The sequence below is a fragment of the Rossellomorea sp. QJM3NY_18 genome (genome assembly GCF_056173145.1).
The window spans coordinates 1,354,433-1,370,518 of the sequence record NZ_CM149659.1 but is presented as its reverse complement, the minus strand read 5'-3'; the positions used below and the strand labels follow the sequence as shown (position 1 = coordinate 1,370,518).

Here is a 16,086-nt window from a genome sequence, read left to right as displayed (position 1 = left end):
AAGGCTGCCAGTTTAAACGTGACAGCCTTCCAATTATTTCTTTGATGTTAAATCGATTGCTTTCTTAATATCTTTATATGAATTGGACTTCCCGTATAATAGCACCCCTCCACGATAGACACGTGCACCGAATACTCCCAGCAGAGTGATGGAGACAAGCAGGACGAGTATCCCGATGACCGGCTCATACACCGGCAGGTTCAGCATCCCGACACGCAGGAACATGACCATCGGAGTGAAGAAGGGGATGTAAGAAGTTACTGTTACAAAGCCCGATTCCGGACTTCCGAGGCCAAACATGGATATAAAGAATCCAATCATGATCAGGAAGGTCATCGGCATGATCATCTGCTGGACATCTTCAATCCTGCTCACAAGTGAACCGAGTAGCGCTGCAAGGGTCGCATACAGAAAATATCCCAGTAAAAAGAAGATGACAGCATAAATGATGACACTGAGTGATAGGGATTCAAATCCGAATCCTTCAAAGAATCCCCCTACCAGCTCATCCTTCTTACGGATCAGGGTAAAATAACCTACACCAAGGATAACGGCTAATTGAGTCAAGCCCACGAGACCGATCCCAATGATTTTGGCAAACATTTGTTTTACCGGTGACACACTTGATATGAGGATTTCCATGACCCTGGAGCTTTTCTCGGTGGCGACCTCCATCGCGGTCATATTGGCATAGGCAATCACTGAGAAATAGATAAAGAACAATAAGACGTAAACAATGCCCCTTGCCTGACTCAGTTCTTCTTCAGACTTCGCCCCCTCAAGCAGTGCTTCTTTCTCAAAAACAACGGGGGCACTTAACAAGGATAGCTCCTCCCCTGACAGATCCAGCTTACCCGCAGCAAGGGACGATTTTACATTTTGCAGGGCTGCCTGCAATTCCCCGGTCACGGCGGACTCTGAAAATGAGTTCGATTTATAAAGAGCCTGTGGCAGCCCATCACTGTTTTCACTTATTACCAATAAACCTTTAAAATCTTCTGACTCTATTTTTTTCTCGATTTCCTTTGTGGATTCCGAAGCAGGCTCTAATTGAATCTCACTATTCATAGTCTCCAACTGCTGCAGGAGCGGTTCATATAATTTGCCCGTTTCATCCTGAACCGCTACCCTGCTTCCTTCATCATCTGTGAAACTCGAAATGACGCTGTCGAAATTGGCCAGTAGGACTAGTGCAGCGGCAATGATGATAGTGGATATGATAAAGGATTTGGCTTTCAATTTTGACATATAGGAATGACCGAGGATCAAGAAGAAATTATTCATAAGATGTTCCCACCTTTTCTATAAATATATCGTTCAGCGAAGGTTCCTCAAGCTCGAATTTACGAAGGAAGCCCTTTTGGACGACATCATGAAATACCCCTTCAGCTGCAGCTTCGGATTCCACCTGAAGCAGGACTCCTTCCGTCGTTTCTTTAAGCTTAGTCACTCCCTGCATTTCCTTTAGGTAGGTAAGGTCAAAATCTGCATGTATCACGACATTCTTCTTTCCAAAGGAACGTTTGATTTCCTTCAGTCCGCCATGTACGACGGGACGCCCTTTATGCATGATGCACAAGCTTTCACAAAGCTCCTCCACATGCTCCATCCGATGACTTGAAAACACGATGGTCGTTCCATTCTTCTTGATTTCCCTCACAGCGTCCTTCAACAGCTCCACATTCACGGGATCTAGACCGCTGAATGGTTCATCAAGGATTAATAGTTTCGGCTTATGAATGACCGATGCGATGAATTGAATTTTTTGCTGATTCCCTTTGGAGAGTTCCTCCACTTTTTTATTGAGGTATTGAGGAACATTGAACCGCTCCAGCCAATAATCCAATTCTTTCAGGATCGTCTTCTTTTCCATCCCCCGGAGGCGTGCCAAATAGACGATTTGATCACTTACCTTCATTTTCGGATAAAGTCCTCTTTCTTCCGGGAGATACCCGATTTCCGGACTGGTGGAGTAATCAATCCCCTTGCCGTCCCACGTGATCCTGCCTTCTGTTGCATCCAATAATCCTAACACCATCCGAAAGGTCGTCGTCTTTCCCGCCCCATTCGCTCCAAGGAAACCGAACATTTCACTTGGGGGAATTTCAAGTGACAGTTCATCTACCGCTGTGAAATCCCCAAACCTTTTGGTCACCTGTTGTAATTTCAAACTCATCGTTTGTTTTCCCTCCTGTTGCCCGTAATGAATTCCGGCATTCTTATCTCTCTAGTACTCTACGATTCTATCCATAAAAGGTTTCATTTTCCATTCTTTTTTCATTATCAAACTATTTAGACTTCCCAAAAAAATGATAATATGAAAAAATAAAGAAGAACATCATTTCAAGTACAAAGGGGTATTACATAATGAAGGTATATAAATTGACGGTATTTGAGCGTGACGGCAAAAAAATCCTGGACGAATCATTCGAAGCTTCATCTGACAGAGAAGCAAAGAAAATGGGAGAAACCATGCTTGAGGAAAAAGGCTATGCTGAACATACGCATCGCTGTACGTCCCCACTTGGGAAACTCTTGCTGTTTCATGTGTAGGATTACTTCTCGCATTACAGACTTCAATGGCTGTAATGCTTTTTTATTACATGCACAAAAAAGAACCAGCCAAAAAGGCTAGTCCCTGTTCTCCATTATTCACCCTTGAATTCAGGTCTTCTTTTTTCCACGAATGCGCGAATGCCTTCCTGGTGATCGGAGGTTTGACGCATGAGCCACTGACCTTCCTTCTCAAGATCAAGTGCCTGCTGCAATCTTTCTTTGTTCAACTCAACATATACTTCTTTCGTTTTCAGCATTGCTTTCGTCGGCGCACTTAATACCTGTTTGGTATAGCGTTCTATGCCTTCCTCCAGTTTCCCTGAAGGAATGGCTTCATCGACGAGTCCTTTCATGAGGGCTTCCTGTCCTTCAAATACTTTTCCATTCCAGATTAAACGTTTTGCCTTATGCGTCCCCAGGCGTTCCTGGAGAAGGAAATGACTTCCTCCATCCGGGATCAAAGCGATTCCGATAAAGTTCATGGCGAGCTTACTATCTTCTTCACAAAGGATATAATCCGAAGCCAGAGCGAGGCTCAACCCAAGCCCCGCCGCTGCCCCGTGAATGCCTGTCAGGACCACTTTCGGCATGGAATACAAGGTCATCACCAGTTCACTGATCGTATCCATGATCCGTGAAAACTGCTCCTCTCCACTTAATGACAGCATGGACTTAATATCTCCACCTGAGGAAAATCCCTTACCCTCCCCTGTCAGGATCAATAAAGAAATCGATGGATCATTTTTCACTTCCTTCAACGCAGCCAGCAGCTCTTCCATAAGCCGGGCATCCAATGCGTTCAGGGACTGCGGCCGGTTCAAGTGAACCCTCGCCACCTTCCCGTCTTTATGTAATTTAACTGTTTCGTATTGATTTGACACTGTCAAAAAAATCCCTCCCCTTTCTATTAGCATAGCGCAGAATGATTATTTAGAAAAGTACAATAATTTGAAATGGAGATCGGCATAGAGTCGATCTCCCGTCTCATTTAAATTTGTTTCATCTGATCCTGAACCTGATCCCTTAGAGCCCTCTTTAAGAATTTCCCAACAGAGGTTTTCGGGATTTCATCCAGGAACAGTATCTCATCCGGCAGCCACCATTTCGCAAACTGAGGCTTCAGGAATTCCATGATTTCTTCTTTGGTCACATTGCCTTTCCCCGATTCCTTTAAAACGACACAGGCAATCGGACGTTCCTGCCACTCCTCATGGGGCACTGCCACCACAGCAGCTTCGAAGATATGCTCATGGGTCATGAGGGCATTTTCAAGATCTACGGAAGAAATCCATTCCCCACCGGATTTGATCAGATCCTTCGTACGATCGACGATCTTGATATATCCCTCTTCATCAATGGTGACGACATCCCCTGTATACAGCCAGCCATCCCTGAACGCATCCTCGGTGCGTTCATCTTCATAATACTCAGAAGCAATCCAGGGACCCCTTAAGGCTAGCTCCCCCATCTCGATTCCATCCCATGCCACTTCCCCGTCTTTCCCGACGACCTTCATATCCAAGCCAGGTACGAGGATCCCCTGCTTCGCTTTCAAGTCGAGTTTCTCTTCGGCAGAAAGGTCGTCATGATAGCTTTTGGAGGCGGCGATCACAGCGAGCGGGCTCGTTTCAGTCATGCCATACGCATGCATGAACGGGATGCCGAACTTCTCTTCAAAAGACCGGATCATCCCTTTAGGTGCTGCCGATCCCCCACACAGGACGGAACGAAGGCTTGAGAGATCATACTCATTTTTTTCCAATTCATTGAGTAATCCAAGCCAAATCGTCGGCACCCCTGCGGAAATGGTCACCTTCTCATCCTGCATGAGCCCGGCAAGCAGTCCAGGAGTGAAATATGGTCCCGGCAGAACCTGCTTACTTCCGAACCAGACCGACGCAAACGGGAGTCCCCAGGCATTCACATGGAACATCGGCACCACCGGCAGGGCAACGTCCCTCTCACTGACGCCTGTCGTATCAGCCAGTCCCAATGCCATTGCATGGAGCACGATGCCCCGATGGGAATAGATGACTCCTTTCGGGTTTCCTGTCGTGGCGGACGTGTAACACATTCCCGCAGGAGTATTTTCATCAATGTCGTTGCGGAATTGGAACGATGGATCTCCTTCTTCCAACAATCTTTCATAATGATACACAGGCTCGAGGGTCGTCTCAGGTAACTCTCCATCGGTCATGACGATGAAGGCTTTAACCGTTGGGATCTGGTCCTTGACCTTTTCAATGAGCGGGACGATGTCCGGGTCGATGAGCAATACTTGATCCTTGGCATGATTGATGATGTAAACAATATGTTGGGGCGATAAGCGGATATTGATCGTATGTAGTACAGCTCCACTACATGGGATCGCAAAGTACGCTTCCAGATGACGGTGATGATTCCATGCAAGTGTACCGACTTTGTCTCCTTCTTCAACACCGAGTTTCGACAGGGCGCTTGCCAGCCTCCGCGTTCTCTCACCCCACTGCTTGTATGTGAAGCGGTTGATACCCGACTCTGTCCGGGATACAATTTCTTTCTTAGGAAAATACTTTTCAGCTCGTTCAATCATTTGGGTCAATAGCAGAGGTGTTTGCATCATATTCCATCTCTCCCCTCAAAATAGTAAGCGTTTACAAAAAATGTCTGATTTTCTATGTCTATCTTACTAATTCTCCTTTCATGAGGATTTATCCTTTAAGCACGGATGAAATAATCCAGTAATGAACAAGGAAACGGAAGGCATAATAAAGAAACACGCCGCTATATCTATGCGGCGTGTCCGGTTTATAAAAATAAATCATTCAAGATCTTGATTTTCTTTTCTGTGTACTCTTTGAATCCAAGGTTATAGGCATTCGGTTCTTTTGGATTGGCAAAATGCGTGATCTTTCCGGTTTTCGGATCGATGAATTTGCTTGCCGCCCCGCAGCCGATTCCAATGATGGTCTGGACTTCTTCCATGATCATGATGTTATAGATGCTGTCCTGCTCGGGAAGGGCGTATCCTACATTTTCCAGGTTACCGAGAATGTTCTTCTGACGGTATAAGTAATAAGGTTCATAACCGTGCTCTTTCGTCCAGTTCTCCGCAAGATTCATCATCTTCTCGATTTCAAGCCTGTCTGCCACTTTATACTTGTCCTTGTTCTTTGTCATTTCAGACGCACGCTTAAAGGACAAGGTGTGAACCGTCAACGATTCAGGCATAAGCTTCTCTGTTTCGTCCAATGAATGTTGTAGTTCCGGAAGCTCCTCCCCTGGAAGACCAATGATAAGGTCCATATTGATGTTGTTCATTCCCATACCACGGGATAAATGAAATTTATCAATCGTTTCCTCCACCGTGTGATGCCGCCCGATCGCTTTTAAGGTTTCCTGAGTGTACGATTGAGGATTGATGGAAATACGGTCGATGTTCCATTTATTGAGCACTTCGAGTTTATCTTCGGATATCGTATCCGGTCTCCCTGCCTCCACCGTTACTTCCCTTACCTTTTCGACATCTGGGAAGGAGCGGTACATCTCTTCATAAAGAGCATCCATTTCTTCAGCTGTGATGGACGTCGGAGTACCCCCGCCATAATAGATGGTTGTAATCTTGATATTATTTTCCTTCATCCAGCGTCCCATTTCCTGGATTTCGTAATGAAGTCCCGCCAGGAAGGAATCTACCCGTCCCTGTTTACCAAGTATCGCATAGGCAGGGAATGTGCAATAGGCACATTTGGTTGGACAAAAGGGAATGCCGATATAAATGCTCACTTCATGCTGAAGATCATAGAGATCCGGTACAACGGATAATTGACGGTCCACGATGTTTTGCATCAGCTGGATCTTTTCATCCGTGATCAGGTATTCTTTTTTTAATTTCTCATGAATCTCTTCTTTGGGCAATCCAAGCTGGGTTTGCTTATGAATGAGTTTCGTAGGGCGGATTCCCGTCAAGATGCCCCACTTCTGCCTGATCCCCGTCAAATCTTGAAGAACATTCAAATACACATGAGAAACAGCCGTTTTCAGCTGTTTGAATCGTTCTTTTTCATTTTCATAGGGTACCCAGTCATGTTCATAGCGTGCAGTGTATGATTGTTCGCTTGAGTTCGTTAATACGGCTTCCGCCTCTATCAAGTCATCTGAAGAAAGTTCTATATGGACTTGAAGATCGGCATCATCACAATCACCAAAGTGAATGGCAGACTCTTCAAAGAATAAATTCGCTATCAATCGCAGGGGACGCTCGAAACGCTCATCCTCGATTCCTTTTATCAAAACATTCACGTTCTAATCACCTTTCATAAAACTAATAAGCTTTTATAAGTGTACAGAAAGGGGTGGGAATGGTCAATGGTCCGAAACCTCCCTACAAAATAACACCCCGTATCCTTGTTGGAATGACGGGGTGTTCCTTTTAGTTACGATTTTATGATGTTCATTTTTTTCAAGAATGGGATGGGGTGTTGTTTACGGAATAACTCAGTGACAAAGTACGGAATCCCTTTTTCAACCTGACTGCGTGTGATCCAGTCCGCCGCTTCCCGCACTTGACGCGGTGCATCACCCATGGCGACACCGAGGCCCGAGCACTCCATGGAATCGATGTCATCTATCCCGGATCCGACCATCACGATTTGATGCTTCTTCACTCCGAGACGCTCAGACAGGTACATCAATCCCCTGAGCTTTGAAACACCCCTTGGCACTATATCAAGTTTATAGTCAGACGTCGGGATAGCGTCCACTTCTTCATACATGCCTTTTAAGGAAGCGACAACGTCCCATACGTCTTCCTTGTGCTCCATCACAACTGAAATCTTCGGTACCGACATCGGATTCTCCAACAGGTGATCACTTACCCGGTCCACAAACTGTTTGCTGTAAAGTAATTTCGATTCTCTTTGCCACGAGACCTTTGCCATCTCACGTGCCCCGGTACTGGTTTTGCCTACGATGGACCGCTTTTCATGGGACAAGTGTACCTGGCATGAAAAACCTTCAAGGAATTGAGAGATTTCATAGGTAATGTCTTCCGCAATTTTTTTCACATACATCGGTTTTTCAAGCTCGCCTGCGATATAGGCACCGCTGTGTGTAACAATCGGACTTTCAAGCTTCAGGGCTTTGGCTACTTTCTTAGCAGAAGCAAAACTCCGACTTGTAACCAATGTGACCGGAACCCCTTTATCTTGAACGTACTCAATTGCTTCCTTCGTTTCCTTCGCAATTTTTCCGTTTTCATTTACAATCGTGCCATCAATATTCAAAGCCAGCATTCGATAGATCATCATTGGTGTCCCCCTATATGTTGTCTACTCCCTTTCTCTACTTTTATGAAGGAGGAGAGACAAATATGCCAAGGAGTGGGATAGGAATGATGACTATTTCTTGGGAATGAAGAGATAGAGTGCTCGGCAGCTAAGAATCAGGTGTTGAAACTGGGGATAAGTGAAAATATTTCTTTTATTGGGACGTTTGGAGAATCTATATGACATTCGCGGGACGATGATTGCGTCATTTATGGGCTTGATCTTGCGTCATTTTCAGCATAATTGCGTCATTTTTTCTATAATTGCGTCACTCTCGACCGGAATTGCGTCATTTTACAATAAATGTAAATACTTTCAATATACCAAAGACAATCAATCAGCTCTACCAACAAAAAAAGACCGACTCCCATCAGGAAGTCGGACCCTACTCATCAGTATTATTGTTGCATGGAACCGTAAAGTTCTTCAAGCGGCTTCATGATGACTTTGTTTAAGTCATTGATCACCATGCTCATGCGTTGCTCAGCTTCCATAAGCTTCGCGATTTTTTCATGTTGCTGTACAAGTTGAGCTGTTTTTTGAGCCTGCTCCACTTCTTCCTGGGAGATTTCTTCACCGCTCATTTGTTTTTGTTGAAGAGTCATTTGGATGTTTCTGAAGTTTTCAAACATCTTGCTAGCAGATTCGTCATTGTTTACTTCATCATACATTTTCTTCAGTTGCAGGAATTCATCGCTCTGACGCAATGCGCTTTCCAGTTCGTTCGCTTGATCGTATAAGTTAATAGCCAAAATACGTACCTCCTAAAATTTCATTCTTCCTCACTATAACAAACAATGGGGTTGATTTCTAGGCAGGACCCTTATCAGGCGATGAAAAGAGCGATGATTCCCTGAATGATCCCGATCACGCCGCCGAGCAAAGCTCCGAGATAGGTGATCATTTTGAATTCACGCCGTGAAATGCCGAGGACGAGTTCTTCCAACCTGCCAACAGAGAAGGATTCTACCTGCTCCTGGACGATATGCTGAAGGTGCATCTTCTCCATGAGGTTCGGAATCTTCTTGGATAATAGGTCCGTCCCTCTATCCACCCATTTCGGCAGCTGTTTGTCGAAGAAGGATTGCTTATGCGGTTCGAGCCAAGACCTGAGCGGCTTCTTGAGGTGACCGTCGATGTTGACGAGTTTGACCAGTGATGTTTGGACGGTTTGGATGAGGTCCTCTTCCGGCAATCTGTCGATGAACTCTTCCAGTTGCATTTGTTTCAGCTTCGACCACTCTTTCGACAGTAGGTTAAAGAGGATCTCCTGTGTACCTTCATGCTTGATGAACTTGACGATTTCCGGCTGCACTTTATCCGCAACCGACGTATTACCAAGGAACATACCCAGCATGTTGCCGAGCATACCGCGTTCTTTCAGGAAATCGTCGATCATGATCTTCACTTTCATTTTTCCTTCCGGGCTAGTGAAATACGTTTCCGCCCTGTTTGCAATGAAGTCGACTAGCTTCGGAATACTTTCTGAAACCTTTTCCTGCCACCTCTCAGGAAGTGCCTCTTCCAGTTTCATAGATGTATAGGACATTTTTGTATCCTTGATCTTTACTGCGATCCAGTCCTCAAGCCATTCATTGAGTCGATCAGAGGAAACGGGGATTTGGAGGGTATCGAGCCATTCATTCACCGTTTTGTCGGATGTGAATACCGGCTGCAATTCTTCGGATAGCCAAAGGGTCACTTCTTTTTGGAAGTCCTCATTCATCACTTTTTTCTGAAGACTTTCAGGGGTGATTAAGTGGTCCACCACCATCTTTCCGAGCTGTTCCGCCAGTTCCTCCCGGCGTTTCGGGATCAGTCCCGGTGTGAATGGGACTTTGTATTTTCCGATATAGTATGCCCGATAAGGCCTGAATAACATTTTTATTGCGAGTGAATTGGTGACTCCCCCAATAAGGGCCCCAACGATTACCATGAATAATACCAGGATGAAAGCATCCAGCATGAGTGCACCTTCCTTTTCTACTTCTCTCGTTTGAACATTTTGCCTATGTTTACATAGAATGCTATATCAACATTAGCCCAATAAATCATTATAAAGTCAACCTAACGGGTTATGCAAACGGGGAATGCCGGATGAAGTTAAAATGTTCATTTATTTCGCGTCATACAAAGGACCATCATCATTTATATATTCCAGGAAAATGGATGGACCGCTTCCCTTTTCAACGACATATGACGTTGAAATGTGGCAGCTCCCTTCTTGACGTTACATGCATGGAAACAAAAACGGATTCTTTACAGATTATGTTGGATACATCCGATTCATTATTCGCATCCATCCCGCCATTGCAAAATATATGGATCTCCATCGATACCAGAAATACCATGATTCATATGGGACCGGTTGTGGCTCTCTTACTCAATCAATCTTCGCTTGAGACCATCCATTCGCACTCTTTAAATGAATATTTTACAGAGTGTCAGGAATGGTTTCAACGAAAAGGTGGATTTTTCTACCTGCTTCCCCTTTCCTCCTTCGTCGGGAATAAAGGGGAAGGTCTTTATTATAACGGGAACGATTGGGAAACCGGTCCTCTACCTGATCCCCATGTCTTATACAATCGATGTCACTCACGAAAAACAGAGCGGTCACCTTCCTTTCAAAAGGCTCTTGGCCGCTCACTGGACGGGGGCATCCAGGTTTTCAATTCCGCTTTTTTGTCCAAAGATCAGGTCTACAATGCATTAAAAGACAGCCCCGTCCTCTCTCCACACCTGCCCGAAACCGTAAAGGGACTACATTCCTTGGAGAAGATGCTTACCTTATATCACGATGTTTTCATCAAAGGGATAAATGGGAGCAAAGGACGCTACATCATGCGGATCAAAAAAAGAGACGGTGGATATCACATGCAGCAGAATTCATTTTCGCCTGAGAATCCTCTCACCTTCCCGACTTACCCTGCTCTTTACAACCAGCTTAAGGCCTGGTGCAATAGCTCTTATCTGGTTCAGGAGACAATCCCCTTTCTTACAGTCGAAGGGCTACCTTTGGACTTTCGATTTCTTTGTCATCAGAATCGCGATGAAGACTGGGAGGTGGTTTCATCGGTTGCAAGAATTGCTTCTCAAGATCAATTCGTGGCAAATGTCGACCAGGGCGGCCGTATCGAAAAGCCCCTCATGGTCTTGCAAACTATTTTTTCTCCCAAAGAGAGCATGGCTATCATGAAAGAGATGAAAGAATTATGTATACATGCTTCAACGCTTCTTGCCGATAGCCTTGAAGGTCATTTCGCAGAGCTTGGCATCGATATCGGCATTGATAAGGCGGGAAAACCATGGCTGATCGAAATTAATTCCAAGCCTTCTAAACGGACCTACTTAGAGAACGACAGGATTCGTCCTTCGGTTAAAGCACTTTATGAATATAGTTTGGCCAACTGGACTAATAAGGAGGAATAATACGATGAATCACTCATTAGGCATCATGACCCTTACACCGGAAGTGACGAACGGATACTTTCTCGAAATCGCAAAACAGTCCCTTTCATATCCAATCGACCTTTTCCTGTTTTCTCCACAGGGAATATCTCCTTTAAACGAAACCGCGGAAGGATTTCATTTTGACAGGGTGAAGGGGGAATGGGAAAAAAATGCCTTTGAAATCCCGGAGTACATCTATGACAGAACCTATTATCAGAAGGATATGAAGTCCCGGCAGGCGAGAGCCGTCGTTCAATGGTTGAAAAACCAGAAGCATATCCGTTTCCTTGGTTACGGATTACCAAACAAATGGCATCTTTATGAAAAACTGAAACAGACCTCCCTCGCCCCCTATATCCCTGCAACATCCTTAGTATCCGATGGAAAACATTTATTAAATCTTCTCCTCAAACATAAAGATATTATAATCAAACCTGTCGACGGGGCCCATGGTTTTGCTGTTTACCATCTCGTTGCACATCCACATGAAATTGTGGTTCGCACCACCAAAAAGCAAGGAATCATAGAACAATCTTTCGCAAATGAAGATGTCTTTCTAAAATGGGTTGACCACATGCTCACGCTTAACACGTTCATTTGTCAAAAAAGGCTGCCAAACCTGACGAAAGGAAATGCCCCTTTCGATATGCGCATTCTCATGAATAAAGATCGCAATGGAGAATGGCGGGAATTCCAACGTGCAATCCGTAAAGGGGAAGAGAATGGGATTCTGACAAATATCAGCCTCGGTGCATCCTATCTTTCCTACAGTGAGTGGAAGAATAGCCATGATCTGCACGCATGGGATTTTATCGACGAAGAACTCACATCCATTTTAGAAGAAGTCCCTATACTTCTTGAAAAACATTTTTCCCCTCTTTTTGAAATTGGGGTCGACCTCATTATCGGGGATGATCATTCCATATGGATCCTGGATTTGAACTCTAAGCCGGGGCATAAGGTAGTGGATGCTTTACATCCCGGGAAGTTATCAACATTATATCAGGCACCTTTAGATTATTGTGACTTTCTATCCTCACAATCTCTTACATCCTTAAGGCGAGGTGATTTCTAATGCTCCATGCATATAAAGTCGAATACTTCCAAGATGAAGAAAGCATCCTCTACCTTCCGTCTGGATTCAAAACCCGGGAAGACACCCTTCCACATACGGTGATACTTGGGACCAGAAGACAACCTGCCAGCTGCAGGCGCCATCCGAATGGCCGGAATGTAATGGGGATCAGTACAGGTTTAGCGGAAAAGCTGCACCTTCCATCAAAAGTGGATTCCCTCTCCCTCTATTGTAAAGATGAATGTTTACACGCAGGGGTACTGATTGGCATATTCACTGCGGGTTTCACAAGTTTCCGATTAAGTCCCATCGGACAGCGATCCCACTTTTTCAAGAAGCTATTATCGGTTCAATCTTCCTTGGGAGTCATCCCATTTGTATTTGGAGAACGTCATATTGATTGGGAGAATGGACTCATCAAAGGATTTTTTCATTTTGGGGAAGGTTGGGAGATTGAAGAAATCCCTTTCCCGAATGTGATTTATGACAGACTTCCGAACAGGCAGAGTGAAAAGCGGAAAACATATCAGGGAGTGAAGGAGAGACTGGAAAGAGAGTACGGCATTCCGTGGTATAATCCAGGGTTCTTCAATAAACTCGACCTTTTCGAGAGATTAGAAAATGATCGGACTGTTCAACACTTCCTTCCGGAAACGAGACCATTCCAATCTTTTGAGGAAATGGAACGAATGCTTTCCGCCTATACCCATATTTATTTGAAGCCGAAAAACGGTAGTCTCGGGAACGGAATACACAAAATCACGTATAACCGGTCCACAGAAGAGTATTATTGCCGTTTCAGGGACGGAGATCAGAAGAACCGTTTACTTAAGTTTAAATCACTTGAACAGCTGGCCAATACAGTGTTTAAAAGCCGGAACCTGGACTCCTTTGTCGTCCAGCAGGGAATCTCCTTACTGAAAGAGAATAATCGCCCCATCGACTTCCGGGTCCATACGAATAAAGACGAAGAAGGCAACTGGCAAGTCAGTGCAATGGCGGGAAAAGTGGCAGGAATGGGAAGCGTGACGACACATGCGAACAATGGTGGGGAAGTGAGGATTCTTTCAGAACTATTCCTTGAAGAAAGTGAAAGAGAAACCATTGAAGAGGCTTTAAAGGATGCGGCTTTATTGTTGTCACATTCCATCGAAGGGAACCTTGAAGGATTCATCGGTGAAATAGGATTCGATTTCGGTGTGGACGACCAACATCGCATTTGGATGTTTGAAGCAAACTCCAAGCCTGGCAGGTCGATATTCTCACATCCTGACTTAAAAAGGTTTGATTTATTAACAAGGAAACTCGCCTTATCATTTGGCATTTTCCTCACTCAACAAAGCTTGGATCATCCCGAGGAAATGATTCCATGATTATCCTTTACGACCGGGTGAAGAAGACCTTTTTTCACGGGGAAGAAGCGATTACAACCTATGGATTTGCAAAGGATTCCTTTCTCTTATCTTCTAAAGTTTCCAATCAATGCTATACATTTACGATTCCCCCCCGAACGAGGAATCGTCCCGCGATTCCCTTAGTCGGCATCGTCTCAAGTAAAGAAGGAAGAAATAAATATAAGGGGAACTTCGAATTATTCCGGTCGATCCAACAGGACGTCGAGCAGTCTGGAGGAATCTGTTTCGTCTTTTCCCCGCAAGATGTTGTGGGTGATTCGATAGAGGGGATCATGTATAATCACGTTTTACACAAATGGGTAAAATGCCTGTTTCCGGTTCCCAACGTCATTTATAACCGGGTCCCATCAAGGCATGCCGAGCAAAATCAATCATACGAAAAGCTTCTTCGTTTTATCAAGAAGCATCAGATTCCATTCTTCAACCCCCATTTCTTTAATAAATGGGAAATCTACGAGTTGTTATCCAAAAATGATGATCTCAAAGTATATCTGCCACAGACCGAACTGGTTACCGATGAAGCTTCCCTTTCACGTTTCCTCTTCACTCATCGGAAAGTATACGTTAAACACTCTCTCGCTTCACAAGGAAAAGGAATTCGACTGATTGAAATGGATGACAGGGGCCGAGTTCTGTGTAAGAGCATTAAGAAAATAGAGAGGTTTACATCGATCTCCCGCCTTCATCAAACGTATAACGAATGGTTTATGGGCAATCAGTGGATCATGCAGGAAGCGGTCCCTTGCAAAACAGTGCACGAACACCGTTTCGACTTTCGCATATTAGTCCTTCACACAGGAGAAGATTTCCGTTTGATCGGTATCGGAGTCCGCATGTCCCAACGTCAGGAAGTCACCACTCATGTACCTGCCGGTGGTAAAATCATTTCCCTGAAGGAAGTAGCAGATGCAGAAACAAAAAAAGAAATTTCGAGGATCGTTCAAACATGCGGGGAAGAACTGGCCAATTCGTTTGGCTATGTAGGGGAGTTTTCGATTGACCTCGCTCCCAAAGAACAAGGGGGATTCGTGTTGTTTGAAATTAATTCAAAGCCGATGTGTTTCGATGAGGTAGAGATTGAGAAGAAGCGGAGAAAACAGCTTGTCCGTACGTTCATGACACTCAGTTCACAAAACAGTGAAGGTTGAATCTTCGTGGATGACACAAGGTTCAACCTTTTTCTTTATTGCTTATCGCAAGGAATTATAAATGGTTGAAAATCTGGTAGCATGTTCCTGTTCATCTGTCATGGCAATAAAAAGCGGTTTATACGCCTGCTGATTGGGAATCTCAAGGAGCATATCCCGGTAAAACTCGGCACCCTCCAGTTCATCCTTCAGAGCCCGAAGGACCCCTTCTTTAAAAGTGGTGAACCCCACCTTTTCTTTCTTGTGCTCATAATACTCTCCCGTCAATAAATAATGAAGATATTGAAACATTTCATAATGTTCTTTTTCGTCTTTTTGAGCGTGTTCAATAAACTCAACGTACAATGGATTATTGGTACGTGCTTTTAGCTCTTTATAGAAATAATAACCTGTCCATTCATCACTGATCGCCTTCTCTAAATCACGAATAAACGAATTCATTCTTCGTCCCTCCCCTATCTCTTCAGTAAATTCTATTAGAGGAGCCTTCCATTTATGATACATTTCACGGCCGGTCCTACACAGTTCGAGTTAAAACGTTTACAATATGAATGGAGGTGACGAATGATGATCCAACATTTTCAATTTAAGAACATGTTCGAAAATAAGCAGCTGCCCGGCTGGATGTTTTCCTTTTATTTCAGCGGGACGAAATATACAGGAACATACCATAAAGACGGAAGGATCGAATGGACCGGCCCCATTCCTCCGTCCGATAAGGAAGAGATTCTTAAGAAGCAGCTCCACGAACTGATGCTTTTCCATGTTTATGAGTGATGCAAACTATATAATAGCCCAGTCAGAAAGAATTTAATCCTGCTCCCATGCATAACTTCAGCTCCCTTTCTAAAACTATAGAAAGGAGGCTGATGAGCATGAAAAAAGACAATATGAACGATCAATTCCTTCCTGATACGAATTACGAAGGAAAAGAAAAAGCATTTCTCGATGTCGACCGTTTCATCAACGAAGGCATGTCCGGAGGTTCCGTCCACATGAGGGAAAACACGACGAACATCGAAGAAGCGATTGAAATCACTAATCATGAAGAACGACCGCAATAGAAAAGCGGAGGCGGCTTGGTCAGGCCCGACAAGCATAAGGCGAACCAACCGGAAAGGCGCTCTTTGCCTTTT

16 protein-coding genes are annotated in these 16,086 nt (G+C 44.4%); 7 read left to right on the top strand and 9 right to left on the bottom strand.

Features of this window, described 5'->3' with window-relative positions; all coding sequences use genetic code 11:
* Positions 1-33: 33 nt before the first annotated feature.
* Together AC0VXY_RS07085 and AC0VXY_RS07080 are read right to left on the bottom strand one after the other, a co-directional pair.
* Positions 34-1,284, bottom strand: coding sequence for an ABC transporter permease (locus AC0VXY_RS07085; protein WP_475527397.1), 1,251 nt, complete (start codon positions 1,282-1,284; stop codon positions 34-36).
* A complete protein-coding gene (locus AC0VXY_RS07080; protein WP_475527396.1) occupies positions 1,277-2,176 on the bottom strand; it encodes an ABC transporter ATP-binding protein in 900 nt (299 codons plus the stop codon). The genes AC0VXY_RS07085 and AC0VXY_RS07080 overlap by 8 nt, the downstream gene beginning before the upstream one ends.
* A 191-nt stretch (positions 2,177-2,367) precedes the next feature.
* Here AC0VXY_RS07080 and AC0VXY_RS07075 point away from each other — a divergent pair, with 191 nt between their 5' ends.
* Positions 2,368-2,553 carry a YhzD family protein gene (locus tag AC0VXY_RS07075; protein WP_475527395.1) on the top strand — a complete coding sequence of 62 codons (186 nt, stop codon included), beginning with the start codon at positions 2,368-2,370 and terminating at the stop codon, positions 2,551-2,553.
* 95 nt (positions 2,554-2,648) lie between these two features.
* Here AC0VXY_RS07075 and AC0VXY_RS07070 read toward each other — a convergent pair whose 3' ends face one another.
* From AC0VXY_RS07070 to AC0VXY_RS07045, 6 genes are all read right to left on the bottom strand, one after another.
* A complete protein-coding gene (locus tag AC0VXY_RS07070; RefSeq protein ID WP_435992079.1) occupies positions 2,649-3,443 on the bottom strand; it encodes an enoyl-CoA hydratase in 795 nt (264 codons plus the stop codon).
* A gap of 101 nt (positions 3,444-3,544) precedes the next feature.
* Positions 3,545-5,158 carry a long-chain fatty acid--CoA ligase gene (locus AC0VXY_RS07065; protein WP_475527394.1) on the bottom strand — a complete coding sequence of 538 codons (1,614 nt, stop codon included), beginning with the start codon at positions 5,156-5,158 and terminating at the stop codon, positions 3,545-3,547.
* 185 nt (positions 5,159-5,343) lie between these two features.
* On the bottom strand, positions 5,344-6,837 hold the full coding sequence (locus AC0VXY_RS07060) for a coproporphyrinogen III oxidase (RefSeq protein WP_475527393.1): 1,494 nt from the start codon (positions 6,835-6,837) through the stop codon (positions 5,344-5,346).
* 134 nt (positions 6,838-6,971) lie between these two features.
* A complete protein-coding gene (locus AC0VXY_RS07055) occupies positions 6,972-7,844 on the bottom strand; it encodes a Cof-type HAD-IIB family hydrolase (RefSeq protein ID WP_435992085.1) in 873 nt (290 codons plus the stop codon).
* A gap of 416 nt (positions 7,845-8,260) precedes the next feature.
* Positions 8,261-8,614, bottom strand: coding sequence for a YlbF/YmcA family competence regulator (locus AC0VXY_RS07050; protein ID WP_435992087.1), 354 nt, complete (start codon positions 8,612-8,614; stop codon positions 8,261-8,263).
* Positions 8,615-8,688: 74 nt separating this feature from the next.
* Complete coding sequence (locus AC0VXY_RS07045) at positions 8,689-9,828, bottom strand: DUF445 domain-containing protein (RefSeq protein WP_475527392.1); 1,140 nt, start codon at positions 9,826-9,828, stop codon at positions 8,689-8,691.
* A 230-nt stretch (positions 9,829-10,058) separates the two neighbouring features.
* Here AC0VXY_RS07045 and AC0VXY_RS07040 point away from each other — a divergent pair, with 230 nt between their 5' ends.
* From AC0VXY_RS07040 to AC0VXY_RS07025, 4 genes are read left to right on the top strand one after another with little or no spacing between them, the layout of a single operon-like run.
* Positions 10,059-11,291 (top strand): YheC/YheD family endospore coat-associated protein, encoded by a 1,233-nt coding sequence (locus tag AC0VXY_RS07040; protein ID WP_475527391.1) that lies wholly within the window; start codon positions 10,059-10,061, stop codon positions 11,289-11,291.
* Between the two features lie 4 nt (positions 11,292-11,295).
* Positions 11,296-12,387 (top strand): YheC/YheD family endospore coat-associated protein, encoded by a 1,092-nt coding sequence (locus AC0VXY_RS07035; RefSeq protein ID WP_475527390.1) that lies wholly within the window; start codon positions 11,296-11,298, stop codon positions 12,385-12,387.
* The gene (locus tag AC0VXY_RS07030; protein ID WP_475527389.1) at positions 12,387-13,760 is read left to right on the top strand and encodes a YheC/YheD family endospore coat-associated protein; all 1,374 of its coding nucleotides are present in this window, start codon (positions 12,387-12,389) and stop codon (positions 13,758-13,760) included. Before AC0VXY_RS07035 ends, AC0VXY_RS07030 begins: the two co-directional genes overlap by 1 nt.
* Positions 13,757-14,950, top strand: coding sequence for a YheC/YheD family endospore coat-associated protein (locus AC0VXY_RS07025; protein WP_435992097.1), 1,194 nt, complete (start codon positions 13,757-13,759; stop codon positions 14,948-14,950). Before AC0VXY_RS07030 ends, AC0VXY_RS07025 begins: the two co-directional genes overlap by 4 nt.
* A gap of 42 nt (positions 14,951-14,992) precedes the next feature.
* Here AC0VXY_RS07025 and AC0VXY_RS07020 read toward each other — a convergent pair whose 3' ends face one another.
* Positions 14,993-15,391: a ferritin-like domain-containing protein gene (locus AC0VXY_RS07020; protein WP_060670520.1), complete on the bottom strand. Its 399-nt coding sequence runs from the start codon at positions 15,389-15,391 to the stop codon at positions 14,993-14,995.
* Positions 15,392-15,517: 126 nt separating this feature from the next.
* Here AC0VXY_RS07020 and AC0VXY_RS07015 point away from each other — a divergent pair, with 126 nt between their 5' ends.
* The gene (locus AC0VXY_RS07015; RefSeq protein WP_435994586.1) at positions 15,518-15,727 is read left to right on the top strand and encodes a YheE family protein; all 210 of its coding nucleotides are present in this window, start codon (positions 15,518-15,520) and stop codon (positions 15,725-15,727) included.
* A 98-nt stretch (positions 15,728-15,825) separates the two neighbouring features.
* The gene (locus AC0VXY_RS07010) at positions 15,826-16,014 is read left to right on the top strand and encodes a hypothetical protein (RefSeq protein WP_435992100.1); all 189 of its coding nucleotides are present in this window, start codon (positions 15,826-15,828) and stop codon (positions 16,012-16,014) included.
* The last annotated feature ends 72 nt before the right edge of the window (positions 16,015-16,086 follow it).